15 protein-coding genes are annotated in these 14,621 nt (G+C 71.4%); 14 read left to right on the forward strand and 1 reads right to left on the reverse strand.

The genetic code is table 11. The features are described 5' to 3' along the window. Positions 1 to 60 precede the first annotated feature (60 nt). From ACIRL2_RS24285 to ACIRL2_RS24295, 3 genes are all read left to right on the forward strand, one after another. Complete coding sequence (locus tag ACIRL2_RS24285) at positions 61 to 783, forward strand: DedA family protein (protein ID WP_395866761.1); 723 nt, start codon at positions 61 to 63, stop codon at positions 781 to 783. A gap of 40 nt (positions 784 to 823) precedes the next feature. After that, positions 824 to 1,762, forward strand: coding sequence for a hypothetical protein (locus tag ACIRL2_RS24290; protein WP_402234491.1), 939 nt, complete (start codon positions 824 to 826; stop codon positions 1,760 to 1,762). A gap of 216 nt (positions 1,763 to 1,978) precedes the next feature. Further along, positions 1,979 to 3,298: an NlpC/P60 family protein gene (locus ACIRL2_RS24295; protein ID WP_402234492.1), complete on the forward strand. Its 1,320-nt coding sequence runs from the start codon at positions 1,979 to 1,981 to the stop codon at positions 3,296 to 3,298. Positions 3,299 to 3,420: 122 nt separating this feature from the next. Here the strand turns inward: ACIRL2_RS24295 and ACIRL2_RS24300 are convergent, their stop codons facing one another. Next, positions 3,421 to 3,912, reverse strand: coding sequence for an inorganic diphosphatase (locus ACIRL2_RS24300; RefSeq protein ID WP_395866767.1), 492 nt, complete (start codon positions 3,910 to 3,912; stop codon positions 3,421 to 3,423). A gap of 151 nt (positions 3,913 to 4,063) precedes the next feature. On the opposite strand from ACIRL2_RS24300, the gene dacB reads away from it, so the two are divergent. From dacB to ACIRL2_RS24355, 11 genes are all read left to right on the forward strand, one after another. After that, a complete protein-coding gene (gene dacB / locus ACIRL2_RS24305) occupies positions 4,064 to 5,467 on the forward strand; it encodes a D-alanyl-D-alanine carboxypeptidase/D-alanyl-D-alanine-endopeptidase (RefSeq protein WP_402234494.1) in 1,404 nt (467 codons plus the stop codon). Positions 5,468 to 5,592: 125 nt separating this feature from the next. Next, complete coding sequence (locus ACIRL2_RS24310) at positions 5,593 to 6,747, forward strand: zinc-dependent metalloprotease (protein WP_402234496.1); 1,155 nt, start codon at positions 5,593 to 5,595, stop codon at positions 6,745 to 6,747. 228 nt (positions 6,748 to 6,975) lie between these two features. Continuing rightward, positions 6,976 to 7,956 carry a tRNA lysidine(34) synthetase TilS gene (gene tilS / locus ACIRL2_RS24315; RefSeq protein WP_402234498.1) on the forward strand — a complete coding sequence of 327 codons (981 nt, stop codon included), beginning with the start codon at positions 6,976 to 6,978 and terminating at the stop codon, positions 7,954 to 7,956. Positions 7,957 to 8,002: 46 nt separating this feature from the next. Beyond that, on the forward strand, positions 8,003 to 8,569 hold the full coding sequence (gene hpt, locus ACIRL2_RS24320; protein ID WP_395866775.1) for a hypoxanthine phosphoribosyltransferase: 567 nt from the start codon (positions 8,003 to 8,005) through the stop codon (positions 8,567 to 8,569). A gap of 307 nt (positions 8,570 to 8,876) precedes the next feature. Beyond that, the gene (gene ftsH, locus ACIRL2_RS24325; RefSeq protein WP_395866777.1) at positions 8,877 to 10,931 is read left to right on the forward strand and encodes an ATP-dependent zinc metalloprotease FtsH; all 2,055 of its coding nucleotides are present in this window, start codon (positions 8,877 to 8,879) and stop codon (positions 10,929 to 10,931) included. Positions 10,932 to 10,933: 2 nt separating this feature from the next. Beyond that, entirely contained in the window at positions 10,934 to 11,539 is a 606-nt protein-coding gene (gene folE / locus ACIRL2_RS24330) for a GTP cyclohydrolase I FolE (protein WP_395866779.1), read from the forward strand. Between the two features lie 108 nt (positions 11,540 to 11,647). Next, on the forward strand, positions 11,648 to 12,532 hold the full coding sequence (gene folP / locus ACIRL2_RS24335; protein WP_395866781.1) for a dihydropteroate synthase: 885 nt from the start codon (positions 11,648 to 11,650) through the stop codon (positions 12,530 to 12,532). Then, entirely contained in the window at positions 12,529 to 12,993 is a 465-nt protein-coding gene (locus ACIRL2_RS24340; RefSeq protein WP_078976561.1) for a nuclear transport factor 2 family protein, read from the forward strand. Before folP ends, ACIRL2_RS24340 begins: the two co-directional genes overlap by 4 nt. Before the next feature lie 191 nt (positions 12,994 to 13,184). Then, complete coding sequence (folB, locus tag ACIRL2_RS24345; protein WP_395867030.1) at positions 13,185 to 13,547, forward strand: dihydroneopterin aldolase; 363 nt, start codon at positions 13,185 to 13,187, stop codon at positions 13,545 to 13,547. Then, positions 13,544 to 14,131, forward strand: coding sequence for a 2-amino-4-hydroxy-6-hydroxymethyldihydropteridine diphosphokinase (gene folK / locus ACIRL2_RS24350; RefSeq protein WP_395866783.1), 588 nt, complete (start codon positions 13,544 to 13,546; stop codon positions 14,129 to 14,131). The genes folB and folK overlap by 4 nt, the downstream gene beginning before the upstream one ends. Next, on the forward strand, positions 14,128 to 14,592 hold the full coding sequence (locus ACIRL2_RS24355) for a DUF3180 domain-containing protein (RefSeq protein WP_395866784.1): 465 nt from the start codon (positions 14,128 to 14,130) through the stop codon (positions 14,590 to 14,592). Before folK ends, ACIRL2_RS24355 begins: the two co-directional genes overlap by 4 nt. Positions 14,593 to 14,621 lie beyond the last annotated feature (29 nt).

Raw genomic sequence — 14,621 nt, forward strand, 5'->3', positions numbered from 1 at the left:
TCATGACCTGGTCGGGGGACTTCCGACGTCCGCCATCACCCGTTCCAGGAGGCTCACGCCGTGAACACCATCGCCCTGGGTCCATCGTTCCTGGACCCCGACAAGCTGATCTCCACGTTCGGTCTGATCGGCATCCTGGTGATCGTCTTCGCCGAGTCGGGCCTGCTGATCGGCTTCTTCCTGCCGGGCGACTCGCTGCTGTTCACCACCGGTCTGCTGGTCTCGGACGGCAAGTTCTCGCAGCCGCTGTGGCTGGTGTGCCTGCTCCTGTGGGTCGCGGCGGTGGTGGGCGACCAGGTCGGCTTCCTGTTCGGCCGCAAAGTGGGGCCGTCCCTGTTCAACCGGCCCGATTCGCGCTTCTTCAAGCGGGAGAACGTGGAGAAGGCGCACGAGTTCTTCGAGAAGTACGGCCCGCGCTCGATCGTGCTGGCCCGGTTCGTGCCGATTGTGCGCACCTTCACGCCGATCGTCGCGGGCGTGGCCCGGATGAAGTACCGCACGTTCGTGGTCTACAACGTGATCGGCGGGTTCCTGTGGGCGGTGGGCGTCACGCTGCTCGGTTACTCGCTGGGGCAGGTGCGATTCGTCCGGGACAACATCGAGTTCATCCTGGTCGGCATCGTGCTGATCTCGGTGCTCCCGGTCGCGATCGAACTCCTGCGCGCCCGCTCGGCGTCGCGCAGGCGGGCCGAGACGGACCCGGAGCCGTCGTCCGTCCCGGGGCGGGGCCGGCACCGCGCGGGCGACGACCGGCCGGACGCGGAGACCGATCGTCGGCGCTGAGCCGTACGGGTCGGTGCCGGGCGCCAATAGAGTTCACGCCATGCGCGCTCAACTTCTGGCCCGGGCGACCCTGCCGTCCCTGTGGAGTCTCGACCGCATCCCCGGCGCGGCGGCCTGGCTCGCGCACGGTGTGGACGGCTCGCTCGTCGTGCTCGACGACTCGCTGACCACCGTGCGCGAGGTACGACTGCCCGAGGACTGGCGGGGCGGCCACTCGGTCACCCCGGACCTCGGGCACTTCGTCGCCTCGGCACCGGATCGGGTCGTGGTGCTGGATCCGGACGGACGCGAGGTGTGGGCCCACCCGCACGTGCCGTGGGAGGCCGAGGAGGCCGGCTCGAGCGCGGTCACCTCGGCCGGGGTCTGGGCGGTGGTGCGGACCGCGGAGGGGGACCGGTGTGTGCTGCTCGACGGCGCGGACGGCTCCGCGCTGGCGACCTGGTCGCTGGACCCGACCACCGTCGGCTCCGAACTGCTCCCGCACCCCGACGGCGTGCACGTGGGCCTGGCCGCGTCGCACGCCGACGACGCGTACCGGATCTTCGTGCTCCGCGCGGACGCCCCGGGCGCGGTCGCCCAGGTGCCGCCGGGGGACAGCCGGGTGCTCAACGACATCCACGGCTCCGGCCGGATGATGCTGACCACGCCGATCGAGGCCGGTCCGCTGGGGCTGGTGCGCTTTCCGGACGGCGCGGTGATAGCGGCCCGACCGGGCGAGCAGGTCTTCCCGGACCAGGACGAGGTGTTCGACATCTACGCCGGCTTCGTCCGCCGCGACCTGGTGCTCGCCGCCTCCTCGGGCGAGCGGCACGTGCTGTTCTCGGTGCCGGACCTGCGGGCGATCGCCGAGGTCGAGTACCCCGAGGACGCGCCGCGCGAATGGCTCGTGGTGCGCTCCGACGGCGTGTGGCTCACCGCCGACTCGGAGTCGGGAACGGTGTGCACGTGGTCCCTGGAGCAGTCGATGGCGACCGGCTGAACCGAGCGCCGGCCCGACGAGGTCCGGGCACGGGTGTGTGGCCGGCGGGACCCGCGTGCGTACCGGTGTTCGGGTCGACCGTTGAGGGATAAGCCCATTAGCGGGAAATGTGTGGCTTGTGGTGCGGTTGTGACTACGGCTCGTTAGCGTGAGATGACCTGCCCGGAATCGGAACCCCCGGTTCCCCTCGGTGCCCGCCGCTTGGAGGGAGACCGCATGCCTCGATCGTTCATCCATGCCGCAGTCCCTGCCGGACTCGCCGCCGTCCTCGTCCTCACGATCACCCCAGGGGCCTTCGCCGACGATCCGGCCGGCTCCGGCTACCCCGGGGCCGACCAACTCGACCAGGCACAGGACGCGGTCACCGGCAAGGTCTCGGACGTCGGCCTGATCGAGGCCGAACTCGATCGTGCGGCGAGCGACCTCGAGCGGCTCGACATCCGCGCCGGCGTCGCCGTCGAGGCGTACAACGGGGCCGTGGTGCTGCGGGAGCAGACCCGGGACCGGGCCGTCGTCGCCGACGGACACCTGCGTACGGCCGACGCGCAACTGGGCCTGGCCCGGGCCGAACTCGGCCGGCTCGCCGCGCAGACCTACCGGATGGGCGGCGGTGCCCGGCTCGGCGGCTTCCAGGCGGTCCTGGGCGCCGACTCGCCCGCCGACATGGTCGCCCGGATGGAGAGCCTGCGGCGGATCTCGCAGGACGGCGACGACACCGTGCGGCGCGGCACCACCGCCGTCCGCGAGGCGGCGACAGCCAAGGCCGACGCCGTGCACACGGCGGAGGCGGCCGCCCGCGCGACCGAGGCGGTGCGCGCGGCCAAGGACCGGGTCGAGGCCGAACTCGCGGCGCAGCAGCGCCGCGTCGGCGAGATCGCGGCCCGGCGCACCGCGCTGCTGAGCGAACTGGCCGAACTGAAGCAGACCTCGGTCGCCCTGGAGACGCAGCGTCGGGACGACCTGGCGGCCGAGGCTCGGCGTCGCGCCGAGGAGCAGGCCCGCGCTCGGGCCGAGGCCGAGGCCGAGGAGGCCCGACAGGAGGCCGACCGGCAGGCCCGCGAACAGGCGGCGAGCAAGGCCGCCGAGACGAGCGGGCCCGCCAAGCCGGCCAAGGGCACCGACCCGGCCACCGCGACCCGCGCCGACACCTCGGGCAAGGCCACGACCGCCGCCGGCGTGTCCGCCGCGATCGCCTACGCCAAGGCCCAACTCGGCAAGCCCTACGTGTGGGGCGGCGAGGGCCCGCGCGGCTACGACTGCTCGGGCCTGGTGATGCAGGCGTGGCGCAAGGCGGGCGTGAACATGCCGCACTTCGCCGCCACGCAGTACTTCGAGAGCAAGCCCGTGTCCTACCGGAACCTGCGTCCGGGCGACCTGATCTTCTGGAGCGAGACCAAGAGCGCGTCCGACATCCACCACGTCGCGATGTACCTGGGCGGCGGCCGGATGATCCACGCGCCGCGCACCGGCGACGTGATCAAGATCAGCAACATGTTCTACATGGGCACCCCGGACTACTACGCCCGCCCGTCCTGACCGCGTCCCGAGCCCTGCGGACCGATTCCCGAGTGCCCGGGACGACGAACGCCGGTCGGCGACGGCCGCCCCGGTTGTGGGGTGACCGTCGCCGACCGGCGTTCGCGTGTCGTGCTACCGGGTCAGTGGTGACCCTGCTCGGTGAGCCGCTTGCGCGAGGCCTCGACCTCGGCCTCGGCCTCGTCGCGGCCGACCCAGTTGGCGCCCTCGACCGACTTGCCCGGCTCCAGGTCCTTGTAGACCTCGAAGAAGTGCTGGATCTCGAGCCGGTCGAACTCCGAGACGTGGTGGATGTCACGCAGGTGCTCCACGCGCGGGTCCGTGGCCGGCACGCACAGGACCTTGTCGTCGCCGCCGGCCTCGTCCGTCATCCGGAACATGCCGATCGCCCGGCACTTGACCTGCACGCCCGGGAAGGTCGGCTCGTCCAGCAGCACCAGCGCGTCCAGCGGGTCACCGTCCTCACCGAGGGTGTCCTCGATGAAGCCGTAGTCCGCCGGGTAGCGCGTCGACGTGAACAACATCCGGTCGAGCCGGATGCGGCCCGTCTCGTGGTCCACCTCGTACTTGTTGCGCGATCCCCGGGGGATCTCGATGGTGACGTCGAACTCCAAGGCTCCTCCATAGTGCTGCGCCGGGACCGTTGCCGGGACCGTTAGGGTCGTTCTGTCCGCGAGGCCGAACCCGGCACAGGTCCCGGACAGAACCTGATCTCGTCTCAGTGTCTCGCATGGCCGGTGGTCCGGCGGAAGGGGATGGTCTCGCGTGGCCGGCACCAGGAGCAAAGCGATCGCCGCGGTGGTGGCGGCCATCGTGCTGGCCGTGCTCGTGACGCTCGTGCACGGGTCGTGGAAGGGCGAACGCCTGGCCCGGGCCGACGAGGACACCAAGCGGGTGGCGAGCGCCGCCGCGCCGCCGGTGCTCGCGCCGGTGTCCGGCGACGCGGCCGGGGTCACCCCGACCGAGGCCGGCATCCGGGCCGCGCTGGAACCGTTGGCCAAGGCGACCGCGCTCGGCGCACCGCCCGCGGTCGCCGTGGTCGACGCGCTGACCGGGCGCCCGCTGTACGGCGCCAATCAGGAGCGCGCGGCGACGCCGGCGTCCACGACCAAGATCACCACGGCGGTGGCCGCGCTCACCGCGCCGGGCCCGAACCACCGGATCGCGACCCGGGTGGTGCCCGGCGCGACGCCCGGCACCATCGTGCTGGTCGGCGGTGGGGACCCGACGCTGACCGCGCTCGACGGCGGGCAGTTCGGCGCCGGCTACCGGCCCGCCCGGCTGTCCGACCTGGCGACGGCGACGGCGGCCGCGCTCAAGGCGAGCGGCACCACGCAGGTCAAACTCCAGTACGACACCACGCTCTACACCGGGCCGGCGCTGCACGCGATCGGCGTCAACGAGAACATCGCGCCGGTCGTGTCGCTGATGGTCGACGAGGGCCGGGTGGACCCGACCGTGGTCGGCAAGGAGAGCAACCGGGTGGCCTCCCCGGGCATCGACGCCGCGAAGAAGTTCGCCGCCCAGCTCAAGACCGCGGGCATCACCGTCGACGGCACGCCCGCCCCGGGCACCGCGCCCGCCGCCGGCGCGCCCGAACTCGCCTCCGTGCAGTCCCCGCCGCTGTCCGCGATGGTCGAGCAGATGTTGACGTTCAGCGACAACGACCTGGCCGAGGCGCTGCTGCGGCAGGTCGCGATCGCCAAGGGGCAGCCCGCGAGCTTCCAGGGCGGCACGGTCGCGGCGCGCCAGGTCCTGGAGGGACTGGGCGTCCCCTACGGCGCGTCCAACCTCAAGGACGGCAGCGGGTTGGACAAGGAGGACAAGCTCACCCCGCAGACCCTCGTGCAGACCCTCGCGGTGGCCGCGTCCCCGGCGCACCCCGAACTGCGCTGGGCGCTCACCGGCCTGCCCATCGCGGGCTTCACCGGCACCTTGACCGACCGGTACGGGGCCACGAGCGGCTCCGCCGACGCGGCCGGCGTGGTCCGTGCCAAGACCGGCTCGCTGACCGGGGTCAGCACGCTGTCCGGCCTGGTTCGGGACAAGGACGGCCGACTGCTCGCGTTCGCGATCCTGGCCGACAGGTTCACCGGCGACCCCGACCCGGCTCGTGCGGCGATCGACCGGATGGCGGCCGCGCTGGCCGACTGCGGCTGCGCCGGCTGAGGCGCGCCGGTCCCGGCGTTCGACCCGGTCCGCGCCGCCTCGCGGATCCACCGAATCCGCGATCCGCACAAGTCGCGGGCCCCGGTTCCTCTTTCGAGGCCGCGCCGAGCACGTACCGTGGCGGTATGACGAGCGGCAACGGTGCGGACATGATCGATTGGGACCTGGCCGTGGCGACGGCGAACCGGCTCGTGCGGCCGGGACCCGACGTCGGACGGGACGAGGCGCGGGCGGTCGTGGCGGAGCTGCGCGCGCACGCCAAGACGTCCGAGGGGCACGTACGGGCGTTCACGGGACTCGATTCGGGCGACAACGACACCCCGGTTCTGGTGGTGGACCGACCGGGCTGGGCGCGCGCCAATGTGCAGGGCTTCCGGCACGTGCTGCGCCCGCTCCTGGACAAGGTGGAACAACGCCGCGAGAACATGCCGGGCGGTGCCGCGCTGGGCACCGTGGGCGGCAAGGTCACCGGCCTGGAGCTGGGCACGCTGCTCGCGTTCCTGTCCTCGCGCGTGCTCGGCCAGTACGAGACCTTCGCACCGCAGACCCCGGGTGCGAGCGGGCACGGCCCCGGGCGGCTGCTCCTGGTCGCGCCCAACATCGTCCAGGTCGAGCGCGAGCTCGGGGTGGACCCGCACGACTTCCGGCTGTGGGTGTGCCTGCACGAGGAGACCCACCGGACCCAGTTCACCGCCGTGCCGTGGCTGCGCGACCACCTCGAACAGGAGATCCACGGCTTCCTGGGGCAGACCGAGGTCGACCCGTCGGCGGTGCTCGGCCGGCTGCGCGAGGCGGTCTCCACGTTCGCCGGCGCGCGTCGGGGCGGCGGTGAGGGCGACGGTGACGGCGGCTCGCTGGTCGAACTCGTGCAGACGCCGGAACAGCGCGAGATCCTGGGCCGGATCACCGCGGTGATGTCGCTCCTGGAGGGGCACGCCGACTTCGTGATGGACGGGGTCGGGCCGCGGGTGATCCCCACCGTGGCGGAGATCCGGGAGAAGTTCGCCGAGCGTCGGGCCCAGGGCACCGGGCGGCTCGACCAGGCACTGCGCAAGCTGCTGGGCATGGACGCCAAGCTGCGCCAGTACCGCGACGGCGAGCGGTTCGTACGCGAGGTCGTCGGTCGGGTCGGCATGGAGGGCTTCAACCGGGTGTGGACCTCCCCGAACACGCTGCCCACCAAGGCCGAGGTGGCCGAGCCGGGCACGTGGGTGGACCGGGTGCACGGCAAGGCCGGCGCCGGGCCAGCCGGGACCGAGGGCCCCGCCGACCCCGCGTGAGCCGACGCGCGAGACCCGACGCGGCGCCGACGCGGCGCCGTCTCGGGCCGCGGCGGGCCGGCGGCGGCCCGCCCGCGTCCTCATCCGGGCGACATCCGGTGGTGTCTGCGGCCCGGTGCGCTTCGGGTGACGTAGCGTGGGCAAACCAATTCTCTTCGGCATTTCTCGCGGAGGCCGCGACCTCCGCGAACCGGCCGAACCGGACGTGCAAGGAGGTGTCGTCGAGCCGTGGGACCCCATCCCGCCGTGGCCGCCACCAGGCTGGCCGTCCGCAAAACCCTGCGCGAGCTGCAACCGGGTGATCTCGTCCTGGTGGCCTGCAGTGGTGGCGCGGACTCGTTGGCGCTCGCAGCGGCCACCGCGTTCGAGGCCCCCCGCGCGGGTCTGCGCGCCGGAGCCATCACCGTCGACCACGGTCTCCAGACCGGCTCCACCCGCCGGGCCGTGGACCTGGTCGCCCGGCTGCGCGACCTGGGCCTGGGCCCGGTCGACGCGCTCGGCGTCACGGTCGGCACCCGAGGCGGCCCCGAGGGCGCCGCGCGGCTGGCCCGCTACACCGCCCTGGACACCGCCGCCAAGACGCACGGCGCCGCGCTGGTGCTGCTCGGACACACCCTGGAGGACCAGGCCGAGACCGTCCTGCTCGGGCTCGCCCGAGGCTCCGGCGCCCGCTCGCTCGCCGGCATGCCGCCGCTGACCGGCCACTACCAGCGCCCGTTCCTGGAGCTGGGCCGCGACATCACCCGCCAGGCGTGCGTCGCGCAGGACCTGCTGCCGTGGGAGGACCCGCACAACGCCGACCCGGCGTACACCAGGGCGCGGGTGCGGCACGAGGTGCTCCCGGTGCTGGAGAAGGCCCTGGGTCCCGGGGTGTCCGAGGCCCTGGCCCGCACCGCGCGACTGTTCCGCGACGACGCCGAGGCACTCGACCAGTGGGCCGACCGGGCCCAGGCGGACGTCACGCACGACGACGGGGAGCTGGAGGTCGCCGGGCTGGCCGAGCTGCCCGCGGCGGTGCGCCGCCGGGTACTGCGCCGGACCGCCGTCGGCGCGGGCAGTCCCTCCGGCGCGTTGTTCGCCCGGCACGTGGAGGCGGTGGAGAAGCTGGTCATCTCGTGGCACGGCCAGGGGCCCATCCACCTGCCCGGGGGCGTCGAGATACGCAGGCGGTGTGGCAGGCTTCTCTTTCACCGGCCGGCTCAATCCTGACCGGTGACCGCGGGGCTCTGTCGAAAACTTCGTAGTAAGGCATGTGGTGGACGAGAAGGACATGGGCGCCGACCTCGAAAGGGTCCTCGTCACGCAGGAGGAGATCGAGGCGAAGCTCGTCGAGCTCGCCGAGCGGATCGACGAGGACTACCAGGGTCAGGACCTGCTGCTCGTCGGCGTGCTCAAGGGCGCCGTCATGGTCATGGCCGACCTCGCCCGGGCGGTGCACTCGCCGGTCAAGATGGACTGGATGGCGGTGTCGTCGTACGGCTCCGGCACCAAGTCCTCGGGCGTCGTGCGCATCCTCAAGGACCTCGACGCGGACATCGCCGGTCGGCACGTCCTGGTCGTCGAGGACATCATCGACTCGGGCCTGACCCTGTCGTGGATGCTCGCCAACCTCACCTCGCGGGGCCCCGCCTCGCTCGAGGTGTGCGCGTTCTTCCGCAAGCCGGAGGCCGCCAAGGTCGACATCCCGGTCAAGTACGTGGGCTTCGACATCCCCAACGAGTTCGTGGTGGGCTACGGCCTCGACTACGCCGAGCGCTACCGCAACCTGCCGTTCGTGGGCACACTGGCCGAGCACGTGTACGGCGGTTCGAAGCCGACCTGACCCGCTCGGGCGCATGGATCACGGCTTCGGGTTTGCGCGATCGACATCCTGTAACAGCATCCGGGAACAAGGGGAACGTTTCCCCTCGTTGGAGGATGCGTCGGGGGTCGATCCACGAAGGCGCGCAACGTGAGTGAACGCGCGGCGCGTTGACGTGCGGACGCCCGGTGTACCGTCTAACGCAGTGACATCCGATCAGCACGGGCGACCGTGCCGGGCGATACCGGACAGGCAACGTACCCGGGGGCCATAAGGCGTCCGGGTCAAAAGTCGGCAGGAGGGACGGGGCGTCTGCTGCCCCGCATCGATGGACGTCAAGCGCTATTTCCGCGGGCCGGTCATGTGGATCGCGCTGGCCGTCATTGCTGTGATCCTCCTGATGCAGCTCGTCTCCTCTTCGAGCGGCTTCAAGGGTGTCGACACCGGCAAGGCGATCCAGGCGATCCAAAACGACCAGGTCAAGTCAGCCAAGCTCATCGGCGGTAACGACCAGTCACTCGAGCTCACCCTGATCCCCGGGGTGAAGATCGACAAGCACAACAAGATCAAGACCTCGTACATCGACGAGCAGGGCGTGGAGATCCAGCGCCTGCTCCAGTCCAAGTACGAGCAGGGCAAGATCCAGGACTCCTACACGGTCAAGCTCAGCAAGCAGAGCACGATCGTCAGCATCCTGTTCTCCCTGCTGCCGTTCGTGCTCATCGTCGTGGTCTTCCTGTTCCTGATGAATCAGATGCAGGGCGGCGGCTCCCGGGTCATGAACTTCGGGAAGTCCAAGGCCAAGCTGATCTCCAAGGACACCCCGAAGACGACCTTCTCCGACGTGGCCGGTGCGGACGAGGCGGTCGAGGAACTCCACGAGATCAAGGAGTTCCTCCAGGAGCCGGCCAAGTTCCAGGCGGTCGGCGCGAAGATCCCCAAGGGCGTGCTGCTCTACGGCCCGCCCGGAACCGGCAAGACCCTGCTCGCCCGCGCGGTCGCGGGTGAGGCCGGCGTGCCGTTCTACTCGATCTCCGGTTCGGACTTCGTCGAGATGTTCGTCGGTGTCGGTGCCTCCCGGGTGCGCGACCTGTTCGAGCAGGCCAAGGCCAACGCGCCGGCGATCGTCTTCGTCGACGAGATCGACGCGGTCGGCCGGCACCGCGGCGCGGGCATGGGCGGCGGTCACGACGAACGCGAGCAGACGCTCAACCAGCTCCTGGTCGAGATGGACGGCTTCGACGTCAAGGGCGGCGTGATCCTGATCGCGGCGACCAACCGGCCGGACATCCTGGACCCGGCGCTGCTGCGCCCGGGCCGCTTCGACCGGCAGATCGCGGTCGACCGTCCCGACATGCAGGGCCGCTGGGACATCCTCAAGGTGCACGCCAAGGGCAAGCCGGTCACCGAGGACATCGACCTCAAGGCGGTCGCCCGGCGCACCCCCGGGTTCACCGGTGCCGACCTCGCGAACGTGCTCAACGAGGCCGCGCTGCTGACCGCCCGCTCGGACGCCAAGCTGATCGACGCGAAGTCGATGGACGAGGCGATCGACCGGGTCGTGGCCGGGCCGCAGAAGCGCACCCGGATCATGAGCGACAAGGAAAAGAAGATCACCGCGTACCACGAGGGCGGCCACGCCCTGGTGGCGCACGCGCTGCCGAACACCGACCCGGTGCACAAGATCACGATCCTGTCCCGGGGCCGGGCGCTCGGCTACACGATGGTGCTGCCCGAAGAGGACAAGTACTCCACCACGCGCAACGAGATGCTCGACCAGCTCGCCTACATGATGGGCGGGCGCGCGGCGGAGGAACTGGTCTTCCACGACCCGACCACGGGCGCCTCGAACGACATCGAGAAGGCCACCGGTCTGGCCCGCTCGATGGTCACGCAGTACGGCATGACCGAGCGCCTGGGTGCGATCAAGTTCGGCAACGACGGTGCCGAGCCGTTCCTGGGTCGTGAAATGGGTCACCAGCGCGACTACTCCGAAGAGGTCGCGGCTATCGTCGACGAAGAGGTCAAGAGGTTCATCGAGACCGCCCACAACGAAGCGTGGGAGATTCTCGTCGAGAACCGTGACGTGCTGGACAACCTGGTGCTGGAGCTGCTGGAGAAGGAGACCCTGGACAAGGCCCAGGTCGCCGAGATCTTCGCACCGGTCACCAAGCGCCCGGCCCGTCCCGCGTGGACGGGTTCCAGTCGGCGTCAGCCGTCCAGCCGTCCTCCCGTGATGACGCCCCGCGAGCTCACGCTCTCCGGCGGCGGCAGCGACAATGGGATTCTCAACGGTGGCTCGACCTCTGCGACGGGCACCACGACGGGGTCCGGTGGGGCGGTAGTGCACCCCGAACCGCCGTCCGATTCTCCGGAGAACTGAACGTGACGATCGACCCGATCACCTTCGACGGTCGTGCCGTGGGTGAGTTCGACCAGGATCGCGCCGAGCGCGCGGTTCGGGAGCTGTTGCTCGCGGTCGGGGAGAACCCCGACCGCGAGGGTCTCAAGGACACCCCGGCCCGTGTGGCCAGGTCGTATCAGGAGATCTTCGCGGGGCTGCGGCAGGATCCCGAGGACGTGCTCACCACGACCTTCGACCTCGGCCACGACGAGATGGTCCTGGTCAAGGACATCGAGGTCTACAGCACGTGCGAGCACCACCTCGTGACTTTTCACGGGGTGGCGCACGTGGGGTACATCCCGTCGGAGGACGGTCAGATCACCGGCCTCTCCAAGCTCGCGCGCCTGGTGGACGTCTACGCCAAGCGTCCGCAGGTGCAGGAGCGGCTGACCACGCAGATCGCCGACGCGCTGGTGAACATCCTGCGCCCGCGCGGGGTGATCGTGGTGGTCGAGTGCGAGCACCTGTGCATGACGATGCGCGGCATACGCAAGCCGGGTGCGCGCACCCTCACCTCCGCCGTGCGCGGCCAGTTGCTGAACGCCGCCACGCGGGCCGAGGCGATGAGTCTGATCCTGAGCCGGTAGCGGCTCCACGGCGCACGGTCGCGGGGCGGCGAGGCGCCGATAACAAGTCACGACGCAGTACTTGGGGGTTGACCGGGCAGCGCCCGGTCAACCCCTACTCTGTTCCCCATGACAGCGACGACCGGCCCGCGACATCGGGCTCCCGACCGCCCACCAGGGGTGCGCGGCCTGCCCGAGTTCGGCCGGTGCGCGGTCATGGGCGTGGTCAATGTGACTCCCGATTCGTTCTCCGACGGCGGCCTGTGGTTCGACTCGAAGGCCGCGATCACCCGCGGACTCGCGTTGCTCGACCAGGGGGCCGACCTGATCGACGTGGGCGGCGAGTCGACCCGGCCCGGGGCCGGTCGGGTGGATGTGGACGAGGAATTGCGCCGGGTCGTGCCGGTCGTGCGCGAGTTGGCCGCGGCCGGCGCGGTGGTCAGCGTGGACACCACCCGGGTCGAGGTCGCGAGCGCCGCCGTCGAGGCGGGCGCGCGGCTGGTCAACGACGTCAGCGGCGGACTCGCGGATCCGGCGATGGCCGCGTACGTGGCCGACAGCGGGGTACCCGTGGTGGTCATGCACTGGCGCGGGCACTCGCGCGGGATGCAGCAGCGCGCGGTCTACGCCGACGTGGTCGCCGAGGTGCGCACCGAGTTGGCCGAGCGGATGGAGAAGGTGATCGCCGCCGGCGTCCACCCGGACGCGATCGTGCTCGACCCGGGCCTGGGCTTCGCCAAGACGGCCGAGCACAACTGGCCGTTGCTCGCCCACCTGGACGCGCTGCACGAACTCGGCCGTCCGCTGCTGGTGGCCGCGTCCCGCAAGACCTTCCTGGGGCGGCTGCTCGTCGCCGAGGACGGCACACTGCGCCCGCCCCGCGGGCGCGACGACGCGACGGCCGCGGTCTCCGCGCTGGCCGCCGCCGCGGGCGCGTGGGCCGTCCGTGTGCACGAGGTGCCCGCTTCGCTCGACGCGGTCAAGGTGGCGGCTGCCTGGCAGGAGGCCCGATGAACCCGATTGACGACCAGACGTCGCCCGAGGCGGACGCGGTACGCGAGGTCAACCTCGCGCTGTGGACGGCCGTCGAGGAGGGCGACATCGACGCCCTCGGCGCGATCTGGGCCGACGGCGCCGACGCGCCGAGCGTGACCTGCGTACACCCGGGCTGGCCCGCGCTGCACGGACGCGCGGAGATCCTGCGCTCGTACGCGCTGATCATGGCCAACACCGCGTACGTGCAGTTCTTCCTGACCGACGTCGAGGTCAAGCTGGCCGGCGAGGTCGCGGTGTTGTCCTGCACCGCGAACATGCTCACCGGGATGGCCGAGGAGGACGGCGGCGACGAGACCGGATTCGCGGGCGGCCGCGCGGTGGTCACCAACGTCTTCCGGCGTACCCCCGCGGGTTGGCGGTTGTGGCTGCACCACGCCTCCCCGGTGATGGCGGAGGTCGACGCCGAAGAGGAGATCTGACCGGTCTTCGGCGCGTTCGCGCGTCGTTCGTGCCCGCTTGGGGCACCCGGACGACGAAACCTGTCGGGACCGCTGGGTACATTCGTACCGCACAGAGGTGGTCCGGCCGTCGGCGCGACCGCCCCTCGACAGGTCCGACCGACCGTTCGGGGTGCGCAGGGATGGGATACGCGCCGAGGAGGCGACTGATGCTGGACCGCGTCTCGCTGCGGGGGTTGAAGGCCCGCGGCAACCATGGAGTGTTCGCGAAGGAACGCGACGAGGGCCAGACCTTCGTGGTCGACGTCGTGCTCGGGGTGGACACCCGTCCGGCCGCGCGGTCCGACGACCTCACCCTCACGGTCCACTACGGCGAGGTCGCCGAGGACGTGGTCGGCGTCGTGCAGGGCGACCCGGTCGACCTGATCGAGACGCTCGCGCAGCGGATCGCCGACGTGTGCCTGGCCCGCCCACTGGTGCAGGAGGTGGAAGTGATCGTGCACAAGCCCGACGCCCCGATCACCGTCCCGTTCGACGATGTGACCGTGACCATCGTGCGGGGGCGGGATCGATGACCGACACCGCCCGCGAGCCGGTCCACGAGCCGGTCCCGGAAGCACCCGCCGAGACCACCGCGCAGCGTGCGCAGCTCACCTGGAGCCGGGTCGTGCTCGCCCTCGGCAGCAACCTGGGCAACCGCCTGGAGACCCTCCAGGGCGCCATCGACGAGATCGCCGACACGCCGGGCGTGACACTGCTGCGGGTGTCCCCGGTCTACGAGACCGATCCGGTGGGCGGCCCCGAGCAGGGCACCTACTTCAACGCCGTCGTCGAGGTGCGCACGCTGCTCACCCCGGACTTGATCCTGGAGCGGGTCAACTCGATCGAGGAGGCCTTCCAGCGGGTCCGGGTCGAGCGCTGGGGGCCGCGCACGCTGGACGTGGACGTGATCCGGTTCGAGGGCGTGGTGCAGGACGACCCGCGGCTGACCCTGCCGCATCCGCGCGCGTACGAGCGTTCGTTCGTGCTCGCGCCGTGGTACGACATCGACCCCGAGGCGGACCTGCCGGGCCACGGCCCGATCGCCGAGCTGCTCGCGCGGATGGGCCTCGACGGGGTGCATCGCCGTGACGACCTGGAGCTGACCGCAGACCGATGAAGCCCACGCGCCCGCTCCTCCTGCTCGCCCTCGCGTTGGGGGCGGGCGGCATCGCGTATGCCGGAATCGACCTGTGGGACTCGCGCGGCACGCCGCCCGTGGTCCCGATCCTGGCCCCGATCGTGCTGCTGTGCCTGGCCGCGATCGCGTTGGCGACCGCGCTGTCGTTGCGCTCGCGACTCAAGGCGCAGCGCGAGCGGCGGCCGTCCGCGCGCCCGGTGGATCCGCTGGTCGCCGCCCGGGCGGTGGTCTTCGCCAAGGCCGGTTCGCTGGTCGGCGCGCTGGTGGTGGGTCTGTACGGCGGCTACGCGCTCTACCTGACCGGCTTCCTGGAGGTCACCGAGCGCTCGGCCCAGGCCCAGCGCTGTGCCTTCGCGGTGGGCGCGGGGGTGCTGCTGGTCGGCGGGTGCCTGTTCCTGGAGCGCATACTGCGCGTCCCCGAGGACCCCGAGGACAAGTGAATCCGCGCCCGTTCGGCGGGCGCGGGCAA

This window comes from Embleya sp. NPDC127516, from assembly GCF_044765325.1.
GTDB lineage: Bacteria > Actinomycetota > Actinomycetes > Streptomycetales > Streptomycetaceae > Embleya.

Bases quoted from the DNA above. Each gene is read 5' to 3' on its own strand.
- ACIRL2_RS24290 (WP_402234491.1), top strand. From the start codon at position 824: ATGCGCGCTCAACTTCTGGCCCGGGCGACCCTGCCGTCCCTGTGGAGT.
- ACIRL2_RS24295 (WP_402234492.1), top strand. From the start codon at position 1,979: ATGCCTCGATCGTTCATCCATGCCGCAGTCCCTGCCGGACTCGCCGCC.
- ACIRL2_RS24310 (WP_402234496.1), top strand. From the start codon at position 5,593: ATGACGAGCGGCAACGGTGCGGACATGATCGATTGGGACCTGGCCGTG.
- ftsH (WP_395866777.1), top strand. From the start codon at position 8,877: ATGGACGTCAAGCGCTATTTCCGCGGGCCGGTCATGTGGATCGCGCTG.
- folP (WP_395866781.1), top strand. From the start codon at position 11,648: ATGACAGCGACGACCGGCCCGCGACATCGGGCTCCCGACCGCCCACCA.
- ACIRL2_RS24340 (WP_078976561.1), top strand. From the start codon at position 12,529: ATGAACCCGATTGACGACCAGACGTCGCCCGAGGCGGACGCGGTACGC.
- folK (WP_395866783.1), top strand. From the start codon at position 13,544: ATGACCGACACCGCCCGCGAGCCGGTCCACGAGCCGGTCCCGGAAGCA.
- ACIRL2_RS24355 (WP_395866784.1), top strand. From the start codon at position 14,128: ATGAAGCCCACGCGCCCGCTCCTCCTGCTCGCCCTCGCGTTGGGGGCG.